The organism is Caballeronia sp. LZ024 (assembly GCF_031451455.1).
Taxonomy (GTDB): domain Bacteria; phylum Pseudomonadota; class Gammaproteobacteria; order Burkholderiales; family Burkholderiaceae; genus Caballeronia; species Caballeronia telluris.
In genome coordinates, this window is record NZ_JARUXL010000005.1 from 1 (window position 1) to 21308 (window position 21308).

A 21308-nucleotide genomic window follows, 5' to 3' on the forward strand; every position below is an offset into this window, starting at 1 on the left:
TCATCTTCTGTCATGGATTGCGTCCGCAAAGTGAGGTTGCGGACGCAATCGTGAGCCTTCTTAACAACGCAAGCTAGGTGTGCGAAATCGCGCGCTTACAGTATATCGACTTCTATGTCTGACGATCTTTGGCTTACCGCACCGGAAGACGCTTATGCGCAATGGCAACGGGAGGAAGCTACCGGTGCCGATCGCCGCGCGTTCGCCGACCAGTCGATCGTTCAGCACCGTTCGATGTTCTCGCGGTTCAATCAATATCTTGTCGCCCATGGCGCAACTGTGGCCAGCTTCGGAGCGGATCACCTCGATCGCTTTTTCACCGACCTTGCGCAGGACTGCGCTCCCGGCACGACCACCCGCCTTCGCTATTTGAAGCTGGTGGACCGGTTCACGCGGCACCTTGTCAACATCGAACTGCGTGCCGACAATCCGGCCGCGCAGATGCTAGTCAATGTGATCTGGCCAGAGGACGAACCGACGCCCATCTATCTATCTTCCGAAGACGACACGCGGCTACAGGCGGTCTGCGTTGTCACGGAAGGCGGAGGGTTTAAGGAACTGCGGAACACGGCGATCGTTGCGCTGATTCTCGCGTCAGGAGTCACGGCGGCCGAAATCAGGCAACTGCGAGTTGACGACCTCGACATGCATGGCGAGCGCCCTAGCGTTTTGGTCGAGAAACATGGACCGCGCATTGCCCGCCGCGTGCCGATTGACGCCTTCGCGGCCGATGTTCTGCGCAGCTATCAGGACGCGCGCCGGCGCATCCAGTGCGCGACGCAATGGCTGTTCATTGCAACCGCAGGGGGAAAACCGATGCAGCCGGATACGTTGGTGAAATGCGTTCGAGCATCTCTACGACGCGCGGGCTTGTCCGCTGCCGACGAGAGTCCCCGCTTGCTGCGCAATACGTTCGGGCGTCGCGAGATCATTGAAGGCAAGACCAACGAGCAGGTAAGCAACCTGATGGGCTTGTCGAGCCACCGCACCGCTACGCGTCTGCGTCAAACAGTTGATGAAAAGGAGATATCGGACGCACAAGTTTAATGGCGCCCGTGCGGCCGGCTTCGGCCAATTCCGGCCCTTCGTCCGTGCTTTTGGGTTGACGTTTGAACGGCGGCTTGATTTTGAAAGCGGACCAGCAATTGAGCGGCAATGGTCTGCTAAGAATGAACCTCCGCGCCGAAACTAGGCACTTTTGAGGCTGTTTTGTGCTACATCGACTTTAGAAAGCGCTTCGTGCATCGACTCAATAGCCGCTACTTTTTTCTCAAGTTTCCGCCGATAGCCACGAGTAGCGCGTTCAGCGACACGGGCTTACCCAAATGCGCATCGAACCCTGCACGCAGTGCCTCGGCAGCGTCCTGCTCGCGTCCGAAACCGGTTAAAGCGATCGCTGGAACCGCCCTACATGCCGGCAGCTCACGCAACTTCGCAATCAGTTCATAGCCGCTCATTGTCGGCATGCCGATATCCGACAGAATGAGATCGAATTCGCTTTCGCTCGCGACCTTGAGAGCTGCTTCGGGAGTCGATTCCGCTCTGACCTGCGCCCCTTCTAATTCAAGCAAAGTCCGGAAGCCTTCGAGGCCCTCCAGCGAATCGTCGACAAGAAGTACGCGCAGCCCCTTCAGAATGCTGGGATCAGCGGTTTTGCCCGCGGGCAATACAGATGAAGATGGAGGAAGATGTGGCAGCCAAAGGCGGAAACAGGATCCTTGTCCCAATCCAGCCGAGGTACCCTCAATGCGTCCGCCGTGCATTTCAGCCAGTTGCTTGGTGAGCGACAAGCCGATGCCTAGGCCGCCGCGATCAAGTCGGCCGCCGCCGTCCGCTTGGCTAAACATGTCGAAAACTTTGGGCAGAAAATCGGGCGCGATGCCTTGTCCCGTATCGCACACCTCGACGCAGACGTATCGATCATCGCGCTTAAGCGACAGATTCACGCGTCCGCCGTGCGGCGTGAACTTCAAGGCATTGCGCACCACGTTCCAAATCATCTGCTCCAGGCGTACCGGATCGGCCTGAATCGTCAACGGCGCGTCAACGCCTGACACTAACATTCGAATTTCTTTGTTCGCGGCTTCCGCGTCACTCGCCTCGACGATCGCTCGAAGAACAGATGCAAGATTGACCGGCGAGAAATGCAACGCCAACTTGCCAGTGCGCACCCGTGATAGATCCAACAGGTCGTCAATAATCTTGGATTGCCCAAGTACCGAGCGTTGAATCGCGTCCGCCGCATCCTGAACCAGCGCAATATCTTTCACCTGGGGCGAGCGGCTCAGTAACTCAGCCTTGACGTGAATTAAGTTAAGCGGATTCTTCAGCTCGTGCGACAGTACCGCAAAAAATTCATCTTTTTGGCGGTTCACCGTTTCGGCTTGGGCACGAATGGCTCGCTCGAGCGCCAACTGCAGTTGCTGCTGGCTCTCCACGCTCTTGCGGTCGGTTAAATCGCGCGCTATTTTCGCAAGACCCTTGAAGCCGACCGTGTCGATCGATGTCATGACACCGCTGCAATAGATCTTTGTGCCGTCCTTTCTGAGGTGCCAACGTTCGTCCTCGGCACGACCTTCCTTCTTGGCTGTTTCTCTTTCCGCGAGCGCTGCGCCCGGCCGGTCTTCCGGGACGAATATGAGGTCGATTGGCTTGCCCACGACCTCATGTTCTTCAAAGCCAAACATTCGGTGCGCTCCTCGATTCCAACTGAGGATCGTGCCGTCCAAATCTTGCACAATGATTGCATAGTCGTCGGTGGTCAAGGCAGCGAGCTTCAGACGTTCTTCGCTCGATCGGGCCGCTGCCTCGGCCCGGCGTCTTTGCGTGATGTCGATCAGGGTGAGCACAGCACCGTCGATGCGATCGTCCACGGTTCGGTATGGCAGCACGCGAGCGAGGAACCAATCGCCGTCCAAAGTGCTGACTTCCCGCTCCGCCGTCTTCAGGTCCTCGAATGCGCTTCTTACATCTGCGGCGAGTTGCGGATAATGCAGGCGATGCGTCAAATCGAGCAAGGGGCGACCGATATCCGTCACTATTAAATTGAACAGTCCCACGGCTGCGGGCGTATAGCGTTTGATGCGCATCGAACGGTCGACAAAGATAGTCGAGATGCCGGTAGAGGCAATCAAGTTTTGAAGGTCATCGTTGGCTTTCGCGGTCTCTTCTACCTTCGCCTGCAACGCACCATTGACCGTCAGGATCTCTTCGTTGACCGACTGCAGTTCTTCCTTGCTGGTTTCGAGCTCCTCGGACGCTGACCGCATTTCTTCGTTGATTGCCTGCAACTCTTCGTTGGACGCCTTTAGCTCCTCGCTTGAGACGCTAGAATGCTCGACGGTCGATTGCAAAAGCTCCTTTAATCGCCGTACTTCGGCCTCGAGGTGTGCGACGACAGGACTCTCGTCAGTCGGAGCGACTTCGGTCGCTTCGGGCAACGTGGTCTCCTCCGCCTCATCGAAGAACACTGCAAGGGCGTCTCCACCGGCCGCATCGTAGAACGGGCGCACAGTCATATTGACGTAGGAAAGAGCGGTACCCCGCGCGAACCTCACGCGTTCTGCATCGACGCTTTTGCCATGTCGCAGCGCCTGAAAGAGCGCAGTTTGAAGCTCCAGCCTCAGCTCGGGGTTGATCAGGGTGAGCAGATTGTGAGACGGTTCACCACCGACGTATCGGAGGAACCGACCGACATCCTCTGACATATGCAGGATTTCCCCATCCCGATCGATCAGTACGCTTGGCGGCGCATAATGCTCCATCGCGCTTCGGTGCAGGGCTGCGAATGAAGAGTCCGTGCGATCAATCGCTGGCTTTATTGCACTGAAGTGAGTCGGCTGCGCCAGTGGGCCGACGAACGGTAACGTCGGCGCAGTTCGCGCGCTCGCCGACTTCTTCGCTCGGTAAATCCGGTTCTTCTTGTCGATTGCGGCGAAGAGGTCATCGGCAATGTCAGCCGACTCGGAACTACCCAAGAAAAGATAGGCGCCTGGTCGAAGCGCGAAGTGAAACGTCTGCAAGACCTGTCGCTGTACCGTACGGTCCAGATAGATCAGGAGGTTGCGGCATGACACCAGGTCGAGCTTGGAGAAGGGCGGATCGCGCAGGAGGTTGTGCGCGGCAAACAGAACCTGTTCCCGTAAGGATTTGTTGATGAGGTAGCGCCCGTGCGTGAGCGTAAAAAACTTTCGAAGCCGGGCAGGCGGAACGTCGGTCACAATGGGCGATGGATAGTTGCCCGTGCGCGCCGTCTCGATAGCGCTCTCATCGATGTCTGTGGCGAACACTTGAATCGCACAGCCTTTATTGGCTTCCGCAACACATTCGTTAAGCAGCATCGCGACCGAATACGCTTCTTCTCCGGTCGAGCAGCCCGCGGTCCAGACGCGGATGGGGTCGTCATCGGACTTGTCTTCGCAGATGCGCGGCACGATTTCGCGCTCAAGGGCTTCAAAAGCGTCCCGATCGCGAAAAAAATTCGTCACGCCGATCAACATGTCCTTAAGCAATGCCGCGGGCTCCTCCGGGTGAGTGTCGAGAAACCGCTGATACGAGGGTAAGTCTCGAAGCGCGTTGACTTGCAGTCGGCGTTCAACGCGTCGCAGAACCGTCGAGCGCTTGTAGTGCCGGAAGTCATGCGCGGTGCGGGCGCGCAGCGTAGAAAGGATTTTCTGCAGTGCGTCTTCCGCGAGCGACGCCGAATCCGGCGCTGCACTGCTACCTGCCGATGTTGCTATGAGACGCTGATCGTCGCCGGCGGGAGGCAACTGAATCGCTCGCGCGTTGTCGCGCAGTTCGATAAGTTTCTGCGGGATCTCAGCGACCGGCAGCGCAATGTCGACCAAGCCCGTCGCGATGGCATTGCGGGGCATCTCATCGCATTCGGCATCCTCGGGACTTTGCGCGATCGTGACACCGCCATGCTCCTTGATTCGACCTATTCCGATCGTACCGTCGCTGCCAAAGCCCGACAAAACCACGCTGATCGAGCGGGTGCGGTGTCCTTCGGCGAGGCTGCGAAAAAACAGGTCGATCGCCACCGGTCGTCCTGGTTCGCGATTCGACGGCGTCACGCTCAGATAGCCATCATTCATCGACAGGTCGTTGGCCGGCGAAATGAGATAGACATGATTCTTTTCGATCTGAGTCGCTTGCAAGACTTGTACGACCGGCATTTTAGTGAGTCGCTGGAGCACGGCGTCGGCCTGGCTTTCATGCTTGGGCGACAGATGAAGTACGATCACAAACGCCATGCCCGCGTCGTTTGGCATGTGCTCAAAGAGGCGCGTCAGCGCTTGAATCCCGCCGGCCGATGCCCCGATGCCGACGATCGGAAACTCCAGCGACGGCATGACAGAACGAGTCACGTCGGGCGGATCAACTGAAGGCTCAGGCGCTTTATTGCTTGTCATGACGGGCGATGTTGATTACCACGCTTGTTGGCAGTTTTGATTTGAATGCGTGACGACTGATTCATCTAGCGTACACCACGAGCGTCACGGACGTTGTCTTAACAAAAGATTGCCGAACCGATCAGAGAATTTTCGGGAAAAACTTCCATCGCACGCAAGCTGACAGGCGACGGTCGCGCAAATAGTGCCGGCCCGCGCGAGTCCATCGCAAGCCCTGTCGCCCCAGACTGGCGGGTCTACGTTACACATAAATATGCCGCGCAGTTGGGTCGCCGGGATTTCGAGGGTCGACAGCGCAGGTTTCAGATGACTTTCCAATGAAGACCGAGATCGCCGGCAGAGTGTCCGCGCCGCACCGCTGGCCGACAGCTTGCACGCTTCCGGCGCCTAAATCGGGTGGCGCGGATGACGGCAACGGGTTGAAGCGAGTTGGCCAATGCAGGAAGCTGCTTCCACCGACTCGATCGCGCCAACATCAATAAATCCGCAAGGCTACCGATGTAGAACGCAACAGGCTTCAATTTCCGCAAAGGCCGATTGACCCACCGGAACAGCGAAGCGAGCGGCTGTTGTACTTTGCAAGCGGCCATAGCAAGCGCTCGGTGACGACCGACCGTTGAGGGTCGATTGCGGATAATTAGGTTGGGCACTGCCCTGGATTGCTGAGCTACGGCGCCGGACGCAAATACGCATCCAGCATGACCAGGTGCATCTCGCAGATGTTTTCTCGATCGGGCTGGCGCGCGTAGTCGCGGCCGGTGAATGCGCTGATCGTGAATCGGTTCGAGGCAATGTAGTAGCCCATTCCAACGAGCGTCACGTAGAAGTCGAGCGGATCGACGCCGCTGCGAATCTGCCCCGTCGCCGCCCCGCGTTCGAGGACCGTCCTGATGAGGTCGATTACCGGTGAGATCGTCGCGCGCAGCTTTTCCGAAGTCTGCAGGTATCGACCTTGATGCAAATTTTCACCGTTGATCAGTCCCAGCCAACGGGGGCTGTCCCAAAGGTGAGCCCAGATCGATTTCGCAAGAGCTGCGATCGCGCCGCGCGGTTCAAGTCCAGAAAGGTCGAGGTGGCTTTCCTTCTCGGCAAACTCCGCGTACATGGACTCCAGCACGGCGATATAGAGCTGCTCTTTACTGCCGAAGTAGTAGTACAGCATGCGCTCGTTCGTCGCTGCAGCCTTTGCTATCGCATCTACGCGTGCGCCGGCAAGGCCGAGCGTGGCGAATTGCTCGCTCGCCGCCTCGAGGATCCGGCGCCGCGTGCCTTCGGGGTCGCGCTTCACAATCTTCAGGTCGGTCTCTGTCATATCTCGTTGGGTTCCGTGCGAGGGGTGCTGAGCTATCGCAGCTTTCATTATCGCTGCTTTGCTCGTCGCTCTGCCCCCGTGACTTGACTTCGCGAACCGATACGTAGGCTCGTGTGCACCATGACGTGGGGTCGTGGATGTACACCGGAGCCTGCATGACCTACAAAGGCGACTTCAAAGATGCCGTCTTCCCTAGCGCCGATCGGGAGGCGCGTGTCGCCCGCTATCGTCTCGTTCTCATTGAAATGAACCTGCGCGTTTCCGCCGTCATCCATCTGCGTCGCGAGGATCGAGCAGCCCGCTATCAGTTCGGCAGCGAGCGTGAATTCGACGTCGTCGTTAATCGGATCGTGAACACGGAGCTTCGCGGCGTACGCGTCGATTCCATGCGCCTTGTGGTTGAGTCCGACCAGTCGTCTATCGAATATCCGCTGGATTTCAACGCAGCAGACATCCCGGCCCGGCGAACAAACATCCAGCCGTGGCTGGATGCTGCCGAGCTGCGGTCACGCGACATCGTAGGCGGCCGCGTTGCGCTATTCGTGGACGTCGATGCCGGGCGCCCCGCTGAGGCGTGGCTCACGGAACTGTTGCGCGACTGATTAAAGACGTGCCCTAGTAGGCGAACTCTTAAGAATGGCTGATTCGAGCCGCTAATCAGATTCACTTATATGACGCTCGACCCCTAATGGCCTACGAACCACCTGTGCTGTCGGAATTTATCGCTGCCGGTGACGAAATCAACCTCGCGCTGCTGCAGATCGATTCCAAGGAATTTTCGACCGACGGCGACCGCAAAACTGCGCGTCGAGCGGTGTTGGCCGACGCAGTGGCGAAGCACAATTTGCCGGGCGTTCGCGAAGCCGTGTTGAGCCACGAGATCAGTGGGTTGGTCGCGAATCGCCCGATGATGAGTAGGCTGTTTGACTATCACGAGCTCAAGGCGATGTGCCTGCTGAGGGCGACACCGTCACTGGTTGACGGGTTCGTCGCTGTGAAGCGAAAGAACCCACTGTTCGGTCTGGGTAAGATCATGGCGCTAGCCGTTGAGGCGCCGGAACGACACCAATGGGGACACCTCTGGGAAGAATGATGCACCGATATGCGGTCGGCGAATGGGACTCCCTGTGGAGCAGCGACCCTTACATGAAGCACCGGTTCGTGCTCGATCTGGAGTCGCGCACTGTGATCGCCGGCGAAGACCGCATTCGCCGTCGCTGGTGGTCGATGCGTCTTGAGGACGTCGCCTATATGCAGCAAATCCTCAACGAGACATTCGATTCGATATGGGACGAGCCAGAGGAGTTCGGCTTCGTTCGTCAGGCCGAGATTCCCGCATGGGCGACTAAAGCTTGGCCGTGGCCGCCGTTGCCAGAGGTGGAGGACGTCGAAAATATGCTGGACAATCCTGACGTTCCGCTACAGCGCGATGACTTGGGCCGTCTTGTCTTTCCACCCCGCTTCGTCGCGGACGGACGGAAGTAGCCGCCGCGACCACTGCGCTGCCCGTCAGTCCGACTTGCGGCACACTGCTTCTTTTCGTTGAAGGGCGATCGGTGGCCAATGCATATAAACCGACGGCAGAACAGGAAGCCGTCGTCGAAGCCGCGAAAGGCGGCGGCGATCTGAAAGTCAAAGCGTATGCGGGCGCAGGCAAGACTTCGACGCTTCGGCTCGTCGCTCAGCAGCTCACTGGCCAGCGCGGTAGCTATCTTGCGTTCAATAAGGAGATTGCGGACTCGGCGCGACGCGGCTTTCCGGCCAACGTCTCAGCCCGCACCGTCCATTCCCTGGCTTACGCTAGCACCCCCGCATGGCTTACCGCGCGCATCAATTTCCCGTCCGAGCCACCCCACGAATTGGCCGCCCGATATGGCTTCGGCCCCATCGAAGTGCCGACTATCACAGGGAAGAACGCGGAGGTCGCGCCCTTCGAGATCGGCCGGATGATCGCAGACGGTCTCGGCCGCTTCTGCCGGTCCGCCGACGACACGCCGCAGCCGTTCCACATCCCGGTCGACGAAAAGATTCGCGATGATGCCGCCGACTGGCTGCGCGAGCAGCTCGCGCCCAGCATTGCGCGTCTGTGGGCGGAAAGCGTGAACCCGCGCGGGCTTAAGGCGATACAGCCGGACGTGTACTTGAAAGTATGGGCGCAATCGAATCCGCGTATTAACGCCGACTTCATCTTGTTCGACGAGGCGCAGGACAGCGACGGCATCATGCTGTCCGTTCTCGCCCGGCAAAAGCACGCGCAGACGATCTACGTGGGAGACGCCTATCAGCAAATCTACGAATGGCGCGGTGCGGTCAACGCGATGGCGCAGATCGATGCGCCCGAGCGGCCGCTGACTGAATCCTTCCGGTTCGGGCCGACCTTCGCTGGACTGGCGAGCTGCGTGCTCGCATTGCTTGGAGAGGCGACGCCGATCCGAGGCCAGCCAAGCATCGGCTCGATCATGGTCGAAGATCCCTCAGTGCAGCCGTCCGTGGACGCGGTGCTGTGCCGCAAGAACGCCACTGCGATCTGGCAGTTCGCGGCGGGCTTAGAAATGGGCCATCGACCAGCGCTTCGCATGAACCCCAGCGAGATCATCGCCTTTGCGGACGGCGCGGATCAGTTGCGCAACGGAAGGCGGGCTTTCCGACCAACCGCGCTGTCGCTGTTCGAAAACTGGAAAGAAGCGCAAGCCTTCGCGCGCAGCGCAGTTGGCCGCGACCTGCTGCCGGTGGTCGAGATCGTCGACGATCGCGGCACCGACTACTTGCGGGCGCTCGCTCAGCGTCAGACGCCCGAGGGCCAAGCCGACTACGTCATTTCGACCATCCACCGGGCGAAGGGACTCGAATGGAAGCGCGTGCGGATCGTCAATGACTTCCGCTTCAAGATGGTCGACGGTCGGCTGACGTTAGATGAAGACGAGATGCGGCTGCTGTACGTGGCGCTCACGCGCGCTCAGCACGTGCTCGACATCTCGGATGTGCGCGATGAGTTGCTGCGGCTCTTTAACGTGCCAAAGGCGGCACGCGGATAAGCGGCGGTCAGGCCGCCTGTGCCAATGCCACACTGCGCTCGAGCGCTGCTTTGGCGGCCGCCTTGGTCTTACCTGCGCGGGACGGCGGCTGGCAAATACCGCAGACCATCGAATGCGACGGCTCGTGAGCGTGCGCGACGAACTTGCCGTGGCAGCGCGTGCAGCCCGCAAGACGAAGGATCCCGGCGTCCTTGAAGCGGATAAACGTCCAGGCGCGCGTCAGGTCCATCTGCAAGGCCTCGCCGTTCATCTCGAAGTGCTCCGCATAGAGCACGTAGGCGCGCGATAGCAGGTCGACCCGATCCAGCCCTTCGCTGTTTGCTTCGAGGAAGGCGTGGACATTAGCAAACAGCGACGTATGGATGTTCGGCGCCCACGTCAGATACCAGTCCTCCGAGAACGGTAGCATGCCCTTGGGCGGCGATGCGCCCTTCACTTCCCGGTACAGGCGAATCAGTCGCTCACGCGACAGCTTCGGAATCTCCGACTCCAGCACCTGAATGCGAGCGCCCAGTTTAATGAGCGTGATCGCGCGCATGACCTGTGCAGCTTCGTCAGCGAGGCTTTTCGAGGCGGTGGTCGTGGTCATGATCAGGCCGTCAGCAAAGCGTCGTTGGTTACGGCCGAGACCGTCGCTTTGTTGCCACGACCGGCGAGGCCAGCCAGGATCGCATCTGCGCGCATCCGGAAGAAGCACAGCACCTGCGACGACGATGCCAGCTTCTCGGTTTGCACCGGCGAGAGCTTCATTAGCGTATCCGCCATTTCCGCCGATAGACCCAAATGTGACTGTGCAGCCTCGCGATCCGACGCCAGGACGCGTCGCGCGAGCATGAGGTACGACATGTTCAAGTCGCGGATGGAGCCGAGGTCGGAAGAAGCATGGATCATGGCGGCGGACCAAATAAGTGGATTCAGTTTGCTCGTTGCGCCTTTCGTCAGGGCGCGAGCGAATTGTCTGACTACACCGGCCGCTTTGCAACATTTCGTTACACCCGGTAATCGTTTGCTACAGGAAAAATGGCTCGCGCAATCGTTTACTAAGGAAGGATATTCTTCTTTTATTCGCTGGTTTTCCGACAAACGACTTGTGGTATCGACATCAAGCCTCGTTTTCATTGCTGACCGGTGCGGGATTTGCTCTGTTTGTTCTCCAAACGCATCGAATGCCGGAACGCTTAAATCGGTAAGTTCTACTCGATGAGGCATTACCCGACTGATGCGAGAAAACGACAGAGTTACTGGCTGTCGGCCATTTGAGCCCGCTCACCGCTAGGAAGGCCGAGATCATTCGAACCCCTCATGGTGTAGACTACTGTACAAACATACAGTACGAGGTCCGACATGGGAGCGTTAGCCCTCGAAGACATTCATCCATCGATTTGGCGGGGTTCGCAGCTGGGCTCCGCTCGCGTGAACGTCGTGCCGTGTGGGTTCGAGCCTCTCGCAGCCGAACTGCCGGGCGGCGGTTGGCCAAAAAGCGCGCTGACCGAGCTCTTGGTGCAGCAGCCGGGCGTCGGCGAATTGCGGTTGTTGCTGCCCGCGCTTAGGTCGGTCGCGCAGCGGCGCATGGCGCTGCTGCAGCCGCCGCACCGCTTCCAGCCCGAAGCGGCGGCGTACTGGGGCCTGCCTGAAACCTCGATTAACGTCGTCCGCGCCAGCAAGACGGCTGACGCGCTGTGGGCCGGTGAGCAGATCCTTCGTGCCGGTACGTTTGGCGCGCTGCTCTTTTGGCAGACCCATGTGCGACCGGAAGCGCTGCGCCGCCTGCACCTCGCCGCGCAGACGAGCGACTCGCTGTTCTTCATGGTCCGGCCGCTCGCTGCCGCAAGCGATACGTCGCCTGCCCCGCTTCGCATCGCAGTACGTCCGGCGCGCGACAGCGTCTCGTTGGAGTTCGTGAAGCGGCGCGGCCCGGCGCGTGATGAGCCGCTTGTCGTTGGACTGACCCATTCGCCTATCCTGTTGAATCGCCATGCAAGTGTGGATCGGCGTGTATCTGCCGCACCTCAGCCGAGAAGTCTTCCAGCCGAACTGGTCGTCCACGAATGAGGCGGCCTCGGGTATGGGCTTGGTCGTGCTCGACCACGAGCGTGTCGTCGCGCTCGATCAGGCGGCGCACGAGGCTGGCGTTCGCATGGGCATGCGCAAAGGCGGCGTTCTGACGCTCGCGCCGGATGCGCGCATCCACGACAAGGACGAACTGAAAGAGCAGCAGGCGGTCGCGGACGTCGCTACAGCCCTCATGCAATTCAGTCCGCAGGTCGTGATCGCCGAGGAGCAGACGGTGCTCGTCGACGTGTCGGCGAGCTTGCGGCTATTCGGTGGCGTGCGCGCGCTCAGACGTGCGATCCGATCCTCGCTGGCCGCATTCGGCTTCACGGTCCGGACGAGCGTTGCCCCCACCGGCCAGAGCGCGTGGCTGATGGCCCGCTATCGCGGCGGCCTGCGTCTGTCCATCCGCTCCCTCATGCGTCAGTTGCCGCGCCTGCCCGCCCTTCTTGTTCTTGAAGCCCGGCGGTACGCCGACTGGTTTGAAGGCCTCGGGTGCACGAGCGTCGCGGATCTGCGGCGCTTGCCACGCGCGGGTCTCAAAAAGCGCTGCGGGACCGCGCTGCTCGATACGCTTGATCGCGCGGTCGGCGAAGCGCCGGAACTCTACGAATGGGTCCAGACGCCGCCGTCGTTCGATTCACGTATCGAACTGCCGGATCGCGTCGAGCATGCGGAAGCCGTGCTGTTCGTCGCTCGTCGGCTCATCGTGCAGTTGACCGGTTGGCTCGCGAGCAAGCAACTGGCGCTCACGCGCTTCTCGATCGAACTTGAACATGAGCGCGGGCGCGCGGCGTTGCCGCCAACGACGATTGAAGTGGCGCTCGCGGAACCGACTTGGCACGAGGAACATCTGACGCGCTTGCTGAAAGAGCGTCTTGGTCGAGTCGAATTGGCGGCCGCGGTCATCGCCGTGCGCCTGGAAGTGAACGACGTCGAAGCGGCCGAACCGCCCTCCGACACACTATTTCCCGAGCCGGGCGGCAGCGCCGCCGACCATAACCGGCTGATGGAGCTGCTCGTTGCGCGTCTGGGTCATGAGAACGTGCTGCGCGCCGCGCCCGTCGCCGATCACCGCCCCGAGATCGTAGCGAACTGGGTCCCGGTGACCAGCGACGCCAAGGGCTGTCCGCTGCCCGGCGATCAACCGCGCCCATCGTGGCTGCTTGAGACCCCGGTGCAGTTAATGACGCGCCAGCACCGCCCGTTTTACGGCAGTCCGTTGCGCACCGTATCGCCCGGTGAGCGTGTTGAAGCCGGATGGTGGGGAGGCGAGCTCCTGACACGCGATTACTTCGTCGCCGAAGCCGACGACCACACCTGCTACTGGATCTACCGGGAGCGGGTTGGAAGCCGCGACGAAGAAGATCCTCGGTGGTTCCTGCACGGTCTGTTCGGGTAGCGCGATGGACGTGTACGCCTCCATGCTGCCCGGCTATGCCGAGTTGCAGTGCTTCTCCAACTTCACGTTCCTGCGCGGCGCCTCGCACTCGGAAGAATTGATTCTGCGCGCGGAGCAGCTTGGCTACCTTGCGATTGCCATCACCGACGAGTGTTCGCTCGCCGGCATCGTCCGCGCGCACGTAGCCGCCAAGGAAGCGAATATCCGGCTTATCGTTGGCGCGCACTTCCAGTTGACCAACGCCGACGGCACGCCCGCCCTCGCCTTCACGGCCCTTGCCATGAATCGCAACGGCTATGGGAACCTGTCGGAACTCATTACCCTTGCGCGCACCCGCACGTCGAAAGGCACGTACCTGCTGACGCCAAACGACCTCGCACGGCCAGAAGCGCCGTATGAACACCTGAAAGGTCTGCCGGACTGCCTCATCATCCTTTCGCCGGGATACCCGGCGAAGGAGGAGCGACTGGATGCACAGATGGAATGGCTCGCGCGCACGTTCGAGGGCCGTTGCTGGGCGGCGCTGACGCTCCACGCTCGCGCGATGGACGACATCCATCGCGGCATCGTCGAGTATGTCGCCGACCAGCACGGGGTCCCGATCGTGGCCACCGGTGGCGTCACCATGCACGTGCGCTCCCGCAAGCCGCTGCAGGATACGCTGACGGCCGTGCGCTTGAACCGGTCGATTGCCGAGTGCGGGTTCGAACTGGCGCAGAACGCCGAGCAACACCTTCGCGCCCGCCTACGGCTTGCGAATCTCTATCCCGAGCGGGCGCTGGCCGAGACGCTGACGATTGCGAGCAGCTGCACCTTCTCGTTGGACGAACTGCGTTACGAATACCCTGACGAACTGATCCCGGAAGGCACCACGCCGACGGCGTATCTCCGGCAGGAGACGTATATCGGCGCGCATCGCCGTTTCCCGGCAGGCATCCCGCACAAGGTGCAGACGCAGATCGAGCACGAACTGGCGCTCATCGCCGAGCTTCGGTACGAGCCGTACTTCCTGACCGTGTATGACCTTGTTCGCTTCGCGCGCAACGAGGGAATCCTGTGTCAGGGTCGCGGGTCGGCGGCCAACTCTGCGGTCTGCTACTGCCTGGGCGTGACCGAAGTCGATCCCGCGCGCAGCTCGATGCTCTTCGAGCGCTTTATATCGAAGGAACGCGGCGAGCCGCCGGACATCGACGTGGACTTTGAGCACCAACGGCGCGAAGAAGTCATCCAGTACATCTATCGCAAGTACACGCGCACGCGGGCGGCGCTCGCGGCCGCCGTCACGACGTACCGGCCCAAGAGCGCGCTGCGTGACTCGGGAAAAGCGCTGGGCGTCGATCCGATCATCGTCGACAAGGTCGCGAAGTCGCATCACTGGTTCGATTCGAGCGCCGACCTACTCAATCGCTTCGTTGAATCGGGACTCGACACGTCGACGCCGATCATCCAGCAGTGGGCGAGCCTCGCCTCGCAATTGCTGAACTTTCCCCGCCATCTATCGCAACACACAGGCGGCTTCGTCATTGCGCGCGGCAAGCTCTCGCGGCTCGTGCCGATCGAGAACGCCGCGATGGTCGATCGCAGCGTGATCCAGTGGGACAAGGACGACCTCGAAGCGCTCGGGCTGCTCAAGATCGACGTGCTCGCGCTCGGCATGCTGTCGGCGATTCGGCGCACGCTCGACCTGATCGCCAAGCAACGGGGCGAGCCGTTTGAATTGCAGGACATTCCGGCTGAAGACGCGAAGACGTACGAGATGATTTGCCGCGCCGATACCGTCGGCGTGTTCCAGATCGAATCACGTGCGCAGATGAGCATGTTGCCGCGGCTGCAACCGCGCCAGTTCTATGACCTCGTGATTGAAGTCGCGATCGTGCGGCCGGGCCCGGTTCAGGGCGGCATGGTCCATCCGTACCTGCGCCGGCGGCAAGGACTGGAAGCAGTGTCGTTCCCCTCACCCGAGATGGAAACGGCGCTCGCTCGCACGCTCGGCGTGCCGATCTTTCAGGAGCAGGTGATGCAGGTTGCCATGCTCGCAGCAGGCTTCACCGCCGGCGAGGCCGACCAGCTCCGCCGCGCAATGGCCGCGTGGAAGCGAAAAGGCGGACTGCAGCACTATTACGATCGCATCGTGAACGGCATGCTCGAGCGCGGCTACGACCGCGAGTTCGCTGAATCCATCTTCGCGCAGATCCAAGGCTTCGGTGAGTATGGTTTTCCGGAAAGCCACGCAGCCAGCTTCGCGCTCCTCGTATATGCAAGCAGCTGGCTGAAGCGCCATGAGCCGGCGGCGTTTCTCTGCGCGATGCTCAACAGTCAGCCGATGGGCTTCTACTCACCGTCGCAACTCGTGCAGGACGCAAAGCGCCATAAGGTGCGGGTGTTGCCGATCGACGTCACGATAAGCAACTGGGATTCGTTCTTGGAAGGCGAGGGCTCAATGGCGCCGGTGCGGCTCGGCCTGTCGCTGATTCGCGGCATGCGTGACGAATCGGCTGCTCGCATCGAGGCCGCACGCGCGGTGCGCCCTTTTGAGTCGGTCAACGACCTTGCGAACCGTGCGCAGCTCGATCGTCGCGACCTCCAGTTGCTCGCGGACGCGAACGCCCTATCGGCGCTATCTGGCAATCGGCGCGAGGCGCTCTGGCAAGCGGTCGCGGCCGTGCCCGACAAGGACCTGTTACGCGCCACGACGCGCGAGGAAGAACTGCCGCTGCTTGCCGCACCTAACGAGGCGCAGGAGATCGTGAGCGACTATCGCTCGACGGGCCTGACGTTGAACCGGCACCCTCTCGCGTTGCTGCGCGAACGGCTCAACGAGAAGAAGATCTTTGCGGCCTCGAAGCTCGCCACCTATCCCAACGGGCGGCTTGCCAAGGCGTGCGGGATCGTCACCGTGCGTCAGCGTCCGGGCACAGCGAACGGGGTCCTCTTTATTACCCTGGAAGACGAGACCGGCCAGATCAACGTTATCGTCTGGCCGTCGTTGGTCGAGAAGTTCAGGAAGGAAGCGCTGGGAGCCTCGCTGCTCGGCGTCTATGGCGTCTGGCAGAAGGAAGGCGAGGTCAAGCACCTTGTCGCGAATCGACTCGTCGACATGACGACGCTCCTTGGCAACTTGGCCACGTCGAGCCGCAACTTTCACTGACGTCAGACCGCTGACGGAAACCGACCCCGTTTCAGTCGTTGAGCATGGGGACGGCAATGACCGCTTCCGAGGCACAAAGCACCATGCAATCACTACGACGCCTCGGGCGAATCGTATTAATAGGACCAGGTACCTCGGGGTGCCGCCTTTTGAGTCGCCTCGCATGACTAGTTTCGGTGCTAGCTCGCCCGGTCGCGCGGCGAAAAATGCCACCGGGATTGCCGCACGTGTACTCCTTCGTGAAAATCTTTAGTTTACAAATCAACTAGCCTATCTAGCTTTTACCCGGTATTCGGCGATGTTGGTCTCTTGTCCGTGTACCCTGCCTGCTTTGCGGTCGCCGCCATTTGACAGTCCTCCTTGGTGGTGCCCAAACCTGTCAGAATGTTATCTCGTCTCTCAGCATGGCCTCTGAACACGCTGCTCGCACAACCGCTCCGAAAATCCTCTAGCGACAGAACAACGAGAATATGGCAATCGAAAATTTCGACAAACAGCACTTTGGCACACGCTTGAACGAGGTGCTCTTTGCGTCTCAGCCAATACAAAGCGTCGAGCATCTCTTCGGCCGCCAACAAGAGCTCGATCGAATAGAGAAAGCGCTCTTCGCTGCCGGGCGTCACATCTTCATCTACGGCGACCGTGGCGTCGGAAAGTCATCTCTCGCGGCAACCGCTGCCAATCAATATCAAAGTGTCGATTCAGAATATATAGACGTGGGTTGCAGCCCCGACGCGACGCTTCGGAGCATCGTAGCTAACATCGCGTATCAAGCAATTCACGCTAGCCGCCTTCGCAAGACCAAGCGAAATACGTCCGTGGGTATCGAGCTAAGATTTCTTAAAGCCGCGCTCGCGAGCGAAACTACGCAGGCAAACCTCCACGAAGAGATCGTCTCTCTCGCAGATGCCGTCGAAGTGCTCCGTGAAGCCGCAAACCTGCACTCCGAGCGCCCTATCGTCGTTCTGGACGAATTTGATCGAATTTCCGAACCTAGGGAGCGCGCTGCGTTTGCAGACCTGATCAAGCAGATGGGTGACAAGAAGGTGCCTCTGAAACTGATTTTCACGGGAGTGGGCAAGTCCCTTGACGAGCTGTTGGGTGCACATCAGTCAGCGATTCGCCAACTCGAAGGCATTGAACTCCCCAAGCTAAGCTGGACCGCGCGATGGGACATAGTACTCGCCGCTGCTGACGCTTTCGGCATCAGCGTCGACAAGGAAATATACATCCGCATTGCAGCCGTATGCGACGGTTACCCCTACTACGCGCATTTCATTACTGAAAAGATGTTGTGGTGCGCCTTCGACGATCCCACTCCACTCACAGAAATCAAATGGGATCACTATCATGCCGGTCTTCGACACGCTATTGACAGCATCAGCGCCGAGCTAAAGCGTCCATATCAAGACGCCGTTAACAAACGTAGCGGCGAATATGAGGAAGTTCTGTGGGCAACAGCGGACTCCGAATATCTCGAGCGTTTCATGAAACAGATGTACAGCTCGTATGAGTACATCATGAAGCAAAGGCGAAACAGCATAGTTTTGAGCTACGAGAAGTTCTGCGCTCGAATCAGAAAGCTCCGCGACTTGAGCTACGGCGCCATTCTAGTCAATGACCCATCGAACCCGGGGCTGTACACCTATCGCGAAAAAATGCTGCGAGGTTATGTACGCATGCAAGCGGAAGCGCATGGAATAGAGCTGGCGGGAGAGAAAATCGATCACACTGTACGACAGACCATGCGCGTTCCGTCAAGTGCCGGTCGAGGGTACTACACGTCCCAACCCCCGCCGGGAATTCACTGGGAACGAGAACGTCGTAACGGCGACGATCACGACGATAATTGAACCAGTGAGCGGCGTTTTCGAAATGGTTGCCGATATCGCCGAAATTGCGTGATTAAAGTGAGTCAGGCGAAATTTCGCGGCCGTCGGCATCAATGATCCGAGCCGGTGAGGTGCCGTATATATCGCGGGTCATGACGTAACACAGAGACCGGTAGTCGGTGCGTGTCGCGAACGCCGTCAGCAACTCGGTGTGCTTCTTCTTGACCGGTGTCGCTGCGACGACCGTGTCCAATACGTCCGTCTGTAGCTCGTACTCTTTGCGCATGTGCGGTCCTATCGCTTCGGGGGACGCTTCGCCGTCACATCGACGTTTTCGGCGAAGCCAGCCTGCAAGATCCTGTACGCCCACTCCAGTTGCTCCTCGTGACTCTTGGGCGGCACGATGGACGGCCCATAGATCATGGCGAGCGCCTTCGCTGCCGCGCCCAACGCTTTGATGGCGGCAAACCGCGAAGCCTCTGGTTGATGCCGCTCGATATGGTCAACCAAAAGCTGTCCTAGCTCCTCGACGACTGTTCCAACATGTCGGCCGCGTCGAAATGAAGCTGCACAACGGCATCAGTCAGCGGATCGCCACTGGGCATTTTTCTCGACTCGGAAGAATCACGCAAGACATTGATCGCTGCCAGCAGAGCGAGTGCCGGGGTCGGGTTGAAGATGGTGGTTTGTTTCCTGCCTCGGTGACTCGCTTTCTTGATCAGTCGCTCAGCCAATTCTCGAGCTTAACGCCCGGATAGCTCGCGAAGTATTTTTGTGTTGTTCGTAAATGCGCTCCAGCGCGTGCTTCCTACACTTTGTATGGGACGCGAATACCCGGTTCGTCCGCCGGAAAGTCCTTCGTATTGCGCGAAACGAGCAACATCGAATGCACCTGCGCCGTTGCCCAAATGATCGCGTCAGGAAGACGAACCCGCCTTGCTTTGCGGATTTCGACCGCGCGGTTGGCTATGGCACTGTCAAGCGTAATAACGTCGAATGTGCCTAGCCACCCCCGAATCGATCCCTCGTCCTCGGAAGACGCGCCTACAAGGACCTCCATCCACGTGATCGTGCTGATGGCACGGTACTCATACCGCCCCAACTCCTTCTTCGCGGCGCTTATGCCGCCGAGATAGTCGATGAGGATATTCGTGTCAAACAGCGCTTTCACCATTCGGAGCGAAGCTCCTGCTGGTACGTCAGACCATCGACCTTTTTGGTTTTCCACAGGCCGAACACGTCCGTGCCAAGGGTACGTTTGCGTTGTGCGATGTAGGCCTCGATGGCGTCACGAATCACTGCCGCGCGCGGACGTTGCTCTGCTTCCACAATCGCAGCCAAGTCATCGACCTGTGAATCCGGTAGGTCAACCAAGATCCTGCTCATTGCCACACCTCCGTGTATGATATACATATCATATATCGCCGGTACGTTTAAAACAAGCGTTACCGATTTCCAAGCGGGAATCGACTCGTAACCCTGCCGACCCAGCATTCTGTTTTGTCCAGACGAAAGACGCCCGAAATGCCGCGTCTTTCGCCCGCGCAAGAACCAGCTTTCTGCTCAATATGCTCCTGCCGGTCCGGGCAGGCGTGCCCGATTTGCAGCGATTCATAGCGCGCCGGCGTAGTAGGCGCGGCTTCGCTGCCTTGACAAGACCCTTTTCACACAAGACTGGTTTCGTCAACGATCCACTCGCTAGCGACGGGTCGGTGAATACGAGAAACGATCGGAACGCCAGCTCAGGGCGTCCAACGAACTTAATGAGGCTTGGTTTGAAACAGTCGTCTGCTGCATTGCCGTCCATCCGACTTTCCGCTTTGACGGCCTTGACCGTCGCCGTGCTCGCCGCATGCGGCGGTGGTTCGGGCTCCTCCGACTCGAACAGTGCGGGAAGCTCGAACAACACAGGGAGCCAGAGCGGCTCGCCAGCCGCGTCGCAGAAAGCGAACTTCCTGCCCCCGGCATCGACGGTACAGAGCGTTGCGGCCACCGGAGACCCCATCGCCGACAGCGTCGCTTACCTCAATGCCATGCGGCACAACGTCGGTTACACGACCGCACTCTCGGTCGATAAAGGGCTGACGACGTCGTCGCAAAACCATGCTGTCTATCTTGCCGACAACTCCATCTTGAGCCATGGGGAGACTGCTGGCTTGCCAGGATTTACCGGCGCGTACCCCGGCGACCGCATCGACAAGCAAGGCAGCTATTCGACTTGGGGCGAGGTAACGTCTGCCGGTGATGTGCGCGCATTCACTGACTCTCTCGTGGGCGTCCGGGGGCTCTTCGACGCTCCCTATCATCGAGTTCTCATGCTCGACAACTTCGCAAGCATGGGAGTGGGCAGCGCCTCCAGCTCGACGTGGGGGGCGTTCAACATCGACTTCGGCAACCAGACGTCCACCCTGAGCATTACGCAAGTCATCGCATATCCGTACCCGAACGAGACGGACATTCCGACGGATTGGTACGTCAATGAAATCCCGAGCCCGTTCGCGTCCGCGCCTCAGTACAACCAGACGTACACCGGTTACCCCATCACCATTCAGGGCAACATGATGTCCAAGTTGAGTTCCGTGAGTTATACGGTCACCGACAGCGGCGGGAATGCGGTGGCGTGTCAGCTTCAGACGTCTGCCAACGATACGCAACTCACGAACGCTGCGATGTGCGTTCCCTTCAAGCCGCTCAACTCAAACGCCACGTACACGGTGCATGTCGTCGGCGTTCTGACCACATTCGGGGCGAATGGGACGCAGAACAGTTCGCTAGATCTCACATGGTCGTTCACCACCAAGGCCGCGAGCACAACGAAGGCTCAAAAGTTGAACGGTGGCGGTGTTCGTCCGCCCGCCGTTCTGTAAGCGCCGCCTCGGGTAAGCACGGCTTTTAGCGAGGCCCGAGCGGCATCGGGCGGTCTGGCATCCGTGCTCGAAGAACGACAATCGACTAGGAGAAGTTTGATGAGCCTCGACGACAGAGACTGGTATCGCAAAGAAATGCGCCGACGAAATTCGGGTAGCGGAAGTCCGAATCGAAGCGGATATGTCCATCCCAATCTGAGACAGCTGCAATCTCGGCCAAGCGCATCTCGCGGGAAGATCGCTCTG

At 59.7% G+C, this 21308-nt stretch carries 18 protein-coding genes; 10 read left to right on the forward strand and 8 right to left on the reverse strand.

The features are described 5' to 3' along the window. Positions 1-114 precede the first annotated feature (114 nt). Positions 115-1047: a site-specific integrase gene (locus QCE48_RS29270; protein WP_309788777.1), complete on the forward strand. Its 933-nt coding sequence runs from the start codon at positions 115-117 to the stop codon at positions 1045-1047. Between the two features lie 212 nt (positions 1048-1259). On the opposite strand, the gene QCE48_RS29275 is transcribed toward QCE48_RS29270, so the two are convergent. After that, positions 1260-5414 carry a CheR family methyltransferase gene (locus tag QCE48_RS29275; RefSeq protein ID WP_309788778.1) on the reverse strand — a complete coding sequence of 1385 codons (4155 nt, stop codon included), beginning with the start codon at positions 5412-5414 and terminating at the stop codon, positions 1260-1262. A gap of 667 nt (positions 5415-6081) precedes the next feature. Beyond that, positions 6082-6726 (reverse strand): TetR/AcrR family transcriptional regulator, encoded by a 645-nt coding sequence (locus QCE48_RS29280; RefSeq protein ID WP_309788780.1) that lies wholly within the window; start codon positions 6724-6726, stop codon positions 6082-6084. A 155-nt stretch (positions 6727-6881) separates the two neighbouring features. Here QCE48_RS29280 and QCE48_RS29285 point away from each other — a divergent pair, with 155 nt between their 5' ends. The 4 genes from QCE48_RS29285 to QCE48_RS29300 all read left to right on the forward strand — a co-directional run bounded on the left by QCE48_RS29285 (position 6882) and on the right by QCE48_RS29300 (position 9761). Beyond that, positions 6882-7328, forward strand: coding sequence for a hypothetical protein (locus QCE48_RS29285; protein WP_309788781.1), 447 nt, complete (start codon positions 6882-6884; stop codon positions 7326-7328). An 86-nt stretch (positions 7329-7414) separates the two neighbouring features. Next, a complete protein-coding gene (locus tag QCE48_RS29290) occupies positions 7415-7819 on the forward strand; it encodes a hypothetical protein (protein ID WP_309788783.1) in 405 nt (134 codons plus the stop codon). A gap of 53 nt (positions 7820-7872) precedes the next feature. Further along, on the forward strand, positions 7873-8211 hold the full coding sequence (locus tag QCE48_RS29295; protein ID WP_309788785.1) for a hypothetical protein: 339 nt from the start codon (positions 7873-7875) through the stop codon (positions 8209-8211). A 71-nt stretch (positions 8212-8282) separates the two neighbouring features. Then, positions 8283-9761: a 3'-5' exonuclease gene (locus QCE48_RS29300; RefSeq protein WP_061168037.1), complete on the forward strand. Its 1479-nt coding sequence runs from the start codon at positions 8283-8285 to the stop codon at positions 9759-9761. 7 nt (positions 9762-9768) lie between these two features. Here QCE48_RS29300 and flhC read toward each other — a convergent pair whose 3' ends face one another. Further along, positions 9769-10350, reverse strand: a complete 582-nt coding sequence (gene flhC, locus QCE48_RS29305) for a flagellar transcriptional regulator FlhC (RefSeq protein WP_309788787.1) — start codon at positions 10348-10350, stop codon at positions 9769-9771. A gap of 2 nt (positions 10351-10352) precedes the next feature. Next, entirely contained in the window at positions 10353-10652 is a 300-nt protein-coding gene (locus tag QCE48_RS29310) for a flagellar transcriptional regulator FlhD (protein ID WP_309788789.1), read from the reverse strand. Between the two features lie 453 nt (positions 10653-11105). Between QCE48_RS29310 and imuA the strand changes: the two genes are divergently transcribed. The 4 genes from imuA (at position 11106) to QCE48_RS29330 (ending at position 18216) form a co-directional block, all read left to right on the forward strand. Continuing rightward, positions 11106-11813: a translesion DNA synthesis-associated protein ImuA gene (imuA, locus tag QCE48_RS29315; RefSeq protein WP_309788791.1), complete on the forward strand. Its 708-nt coding sequence runs from the start codon at positions 11106-11108 to the stop codon at positions 11811-11813. Further along, on the forward strand, positions 11737-13215 hold the full coding sequence (locus tag QCE48_RS29320; protein WP_309788792.1) for a DNA polymerase Y family protein: 1479 nt from the start codon (positions 11737-11739) through the stop codon (positions 13213-13215). The genes imuA and QCE48_RS29320 overlap by 77 nt, the downstream gene beginning before the upstream one ends. A 4-nt stretch (positions 13216-13219) precedes the next feature. After that, the gene (locus QCE48_RS29325) at positions 13220-16363 is read left to right on the forward strand and encodes an error-prone DNA polymerase (protein ID WP_309788974.1); all 3144 of its coding nucleotides are present in this window, start codon (positions 13220-13222) and stop codon (positions 16361-16363) included. 470 nt (positions 16364-16833) lie between these two features. Further along, positions 16834-18216, forward strand: coding sequence for an ATP-binding protein (locus QCE48_RS29330; protein ID WP_309788793.1), 1383 nt, complete (start codon positions 16834-16836; stop codon positions 18214-18216). Between the two features lie 52 nt (positions 18217-18268). Here QCE48_RS29330 and QCE48_RS29335 read toward each other — a convergent pair whose 3' ends face one another. From QCE48_RS29335 to QCE48_RS29350, 4 genes are all read right to left on the reverse strand, one after another. Beyond that, entirely contained in the window at positions 18269-18481 is a 213-nt protein-coding gene (locus QCE48_RS29335) for a hypothetical protein (RefSeq protein ID WP_309788794.1), read from the reverse strand. Positions 18482-18489: 8 nt separating this feature from the next. Next, positions 18490-18705 (reverse strand): hypothetical protein, encoded by a 216-nt coding sequence (locus QCE48_RS29340; protein WP_309788795.1) that lies wholly within the window; start codon positions 18703-18705, stop codon positions 18490-18492. 298 nt (positions 18706-19003) lie between these two features. After that, a complete protein-coding gene (locus QCE48_RS29345) occupies positions 19004-19369 on the reverse strand; it encodes a type II toxin-antitoxin system VapC family toxin (protein WP_309788796.1) in 366 nt (121 codons plus the stop codon). Continuing rightward, the gene (locus QCE48_RS29350; protein ID WP_309788797.1) at positions 19363-19581 is read right to left on the reverse strand and encodes a ribbon-helix-helix protein, CopG family; all 219 of its coding nucleotides are present in this window, start codon (positions 19579-19581) and stop codon (positions 19363-19365) included. Before QCE48_RS29350 ends, QCE48_RS29345 begins: the two co-directional genes overlap by 7 nt. A gap of 389 nt (positions 19582-19970) precedes the next feature. Here QCE48_RS29350 and QCE48_RS29355 point away from each other — a divergent pair, with 389 nt between their 5' ends. After that, complete coding sequence (locus QCE48_RS29355; RefSeq protein ID WP_309788798.1) at positions 19971-21062, forward strand: CAP domain-containing protein; 1092 nt, start codon at positions 19971-19973, stop codon at positions 21060-21062. Positions 21063-21308 lie beyond the last annotated feature (246 nt).

What these genes read in the sequence shown, in the direction of transcription:
- QCE48_RS29280 (WP_309788780.1), bottom strand. Translation starts at nt 6,726, where the DNA reads ATGACAGAGACCGACCTGAAGATTGTGAAGCGCGACCCCGAAGGCACG.
- QCE48_RS29310 (WP_309788789.1), bottom strand. Translation starts at nt 10,652, where the DNA reads ATGATCCATGCTTCTTCCGACCTCGGCTCCATCCGCGACTTGAACATG.
- QCE48_RS29325 (WP_309788974.1), top strand. Translation starts at nt 13,220, where the DNA reads ATGGACGTGTACGCCTCCATGCTGCCCGGCTATGCCGAGTTGCAGTGC.
- QCE48_RS29270 (WP_309788777.1), top strand. Translation starts at nt 115, where the DNA reads ATGTCTGACGATCTTTGGCTTACCGCACCGGAAGACGCTTATGCGCAA.
- flhC (WP_309788787.1), bottom strand. Translation starts at nt 10,350, where the DNA reads ATGACCACGACCACCGCCTCGAAAAGCCTCGCTGACGAAGCTGCACAG.
- QCE48_RS29320 (WP_309788792.1), top strand. Translation starts at nt 11,737, where the DNA reads ATGCAAGTGTGGATCGGCGTGTATCTGCCGCACCTCAGCCGAGAAGTC.
- QCE48_RS29295 (WP_309788785.1), top strand. Translation starts at nt 7,873, where the DNA reads ATGAAGCACCGGTTCGTGCTCGATCTGGAGTCGCGCACTGTGATCGCC.
- QCE48_RS29350 (WP_309788797.1), bottom strand. Translation starts at nt 19,581, where the DNA reads ATGAGCAGGATCTTGGTTGACCTACCGGATTCACAGGTCGATGACTTG.
- QCE48_RS29285 (WP_309788781.1), top strand. Translation starts at nt 6,882, where the DNA reads ATGACCTACAAAGGCGACTTCAAAGATGCCGTCTTCCCTAGCGCCGAT.
- imuA (WP_309788791.1), top strand. Translation starts at nt 11,106, where the DNA reads ATGGGAGCGTTAGCCCTCGAAGACATTCATCCATCGATTTGGCGGGGT.
- QCE48_RS29290 (WP_309788783.1), top strand. Translation starts at nt 7,415, where the DNA reads ATGGCCTACGAACCACCTGTGCTGTCGGAATTTATCGCTGCCGGTGAC.
- QCE48_RS29275 (WP_309788778.1), bottom strand. Translation starts at nt 5,414, where the DNA reads ATGACAAGCAATAAAGCGCCTGAGCCTTCAGTTGATCCGCCCGACGTG.
- QCE48_RS29330 (WP_309788793.1), top strand. Translation starts at nt 16,834, where the DNA reads ATGGCAATCGAAAATTTCGACAAACAGCACTTTGGCACACGCTTGAAC.
- QCE48_RS29335 (WP_309788794.1), bottom strand. Translation starts at nt 18,481, where the DNA reads ATGCGCAAAGAGTACGAGCTACAGACGGACGTATTGGACACGGTCGTC.
- QCE48_RS29345 (WP_309788796.1), bottom strand. Translation starts at nt 19,369, where the DNA reads ATGGTGAAAGCGCTGTTTGACACGAATATCCTCATCGACTATCTCGGC.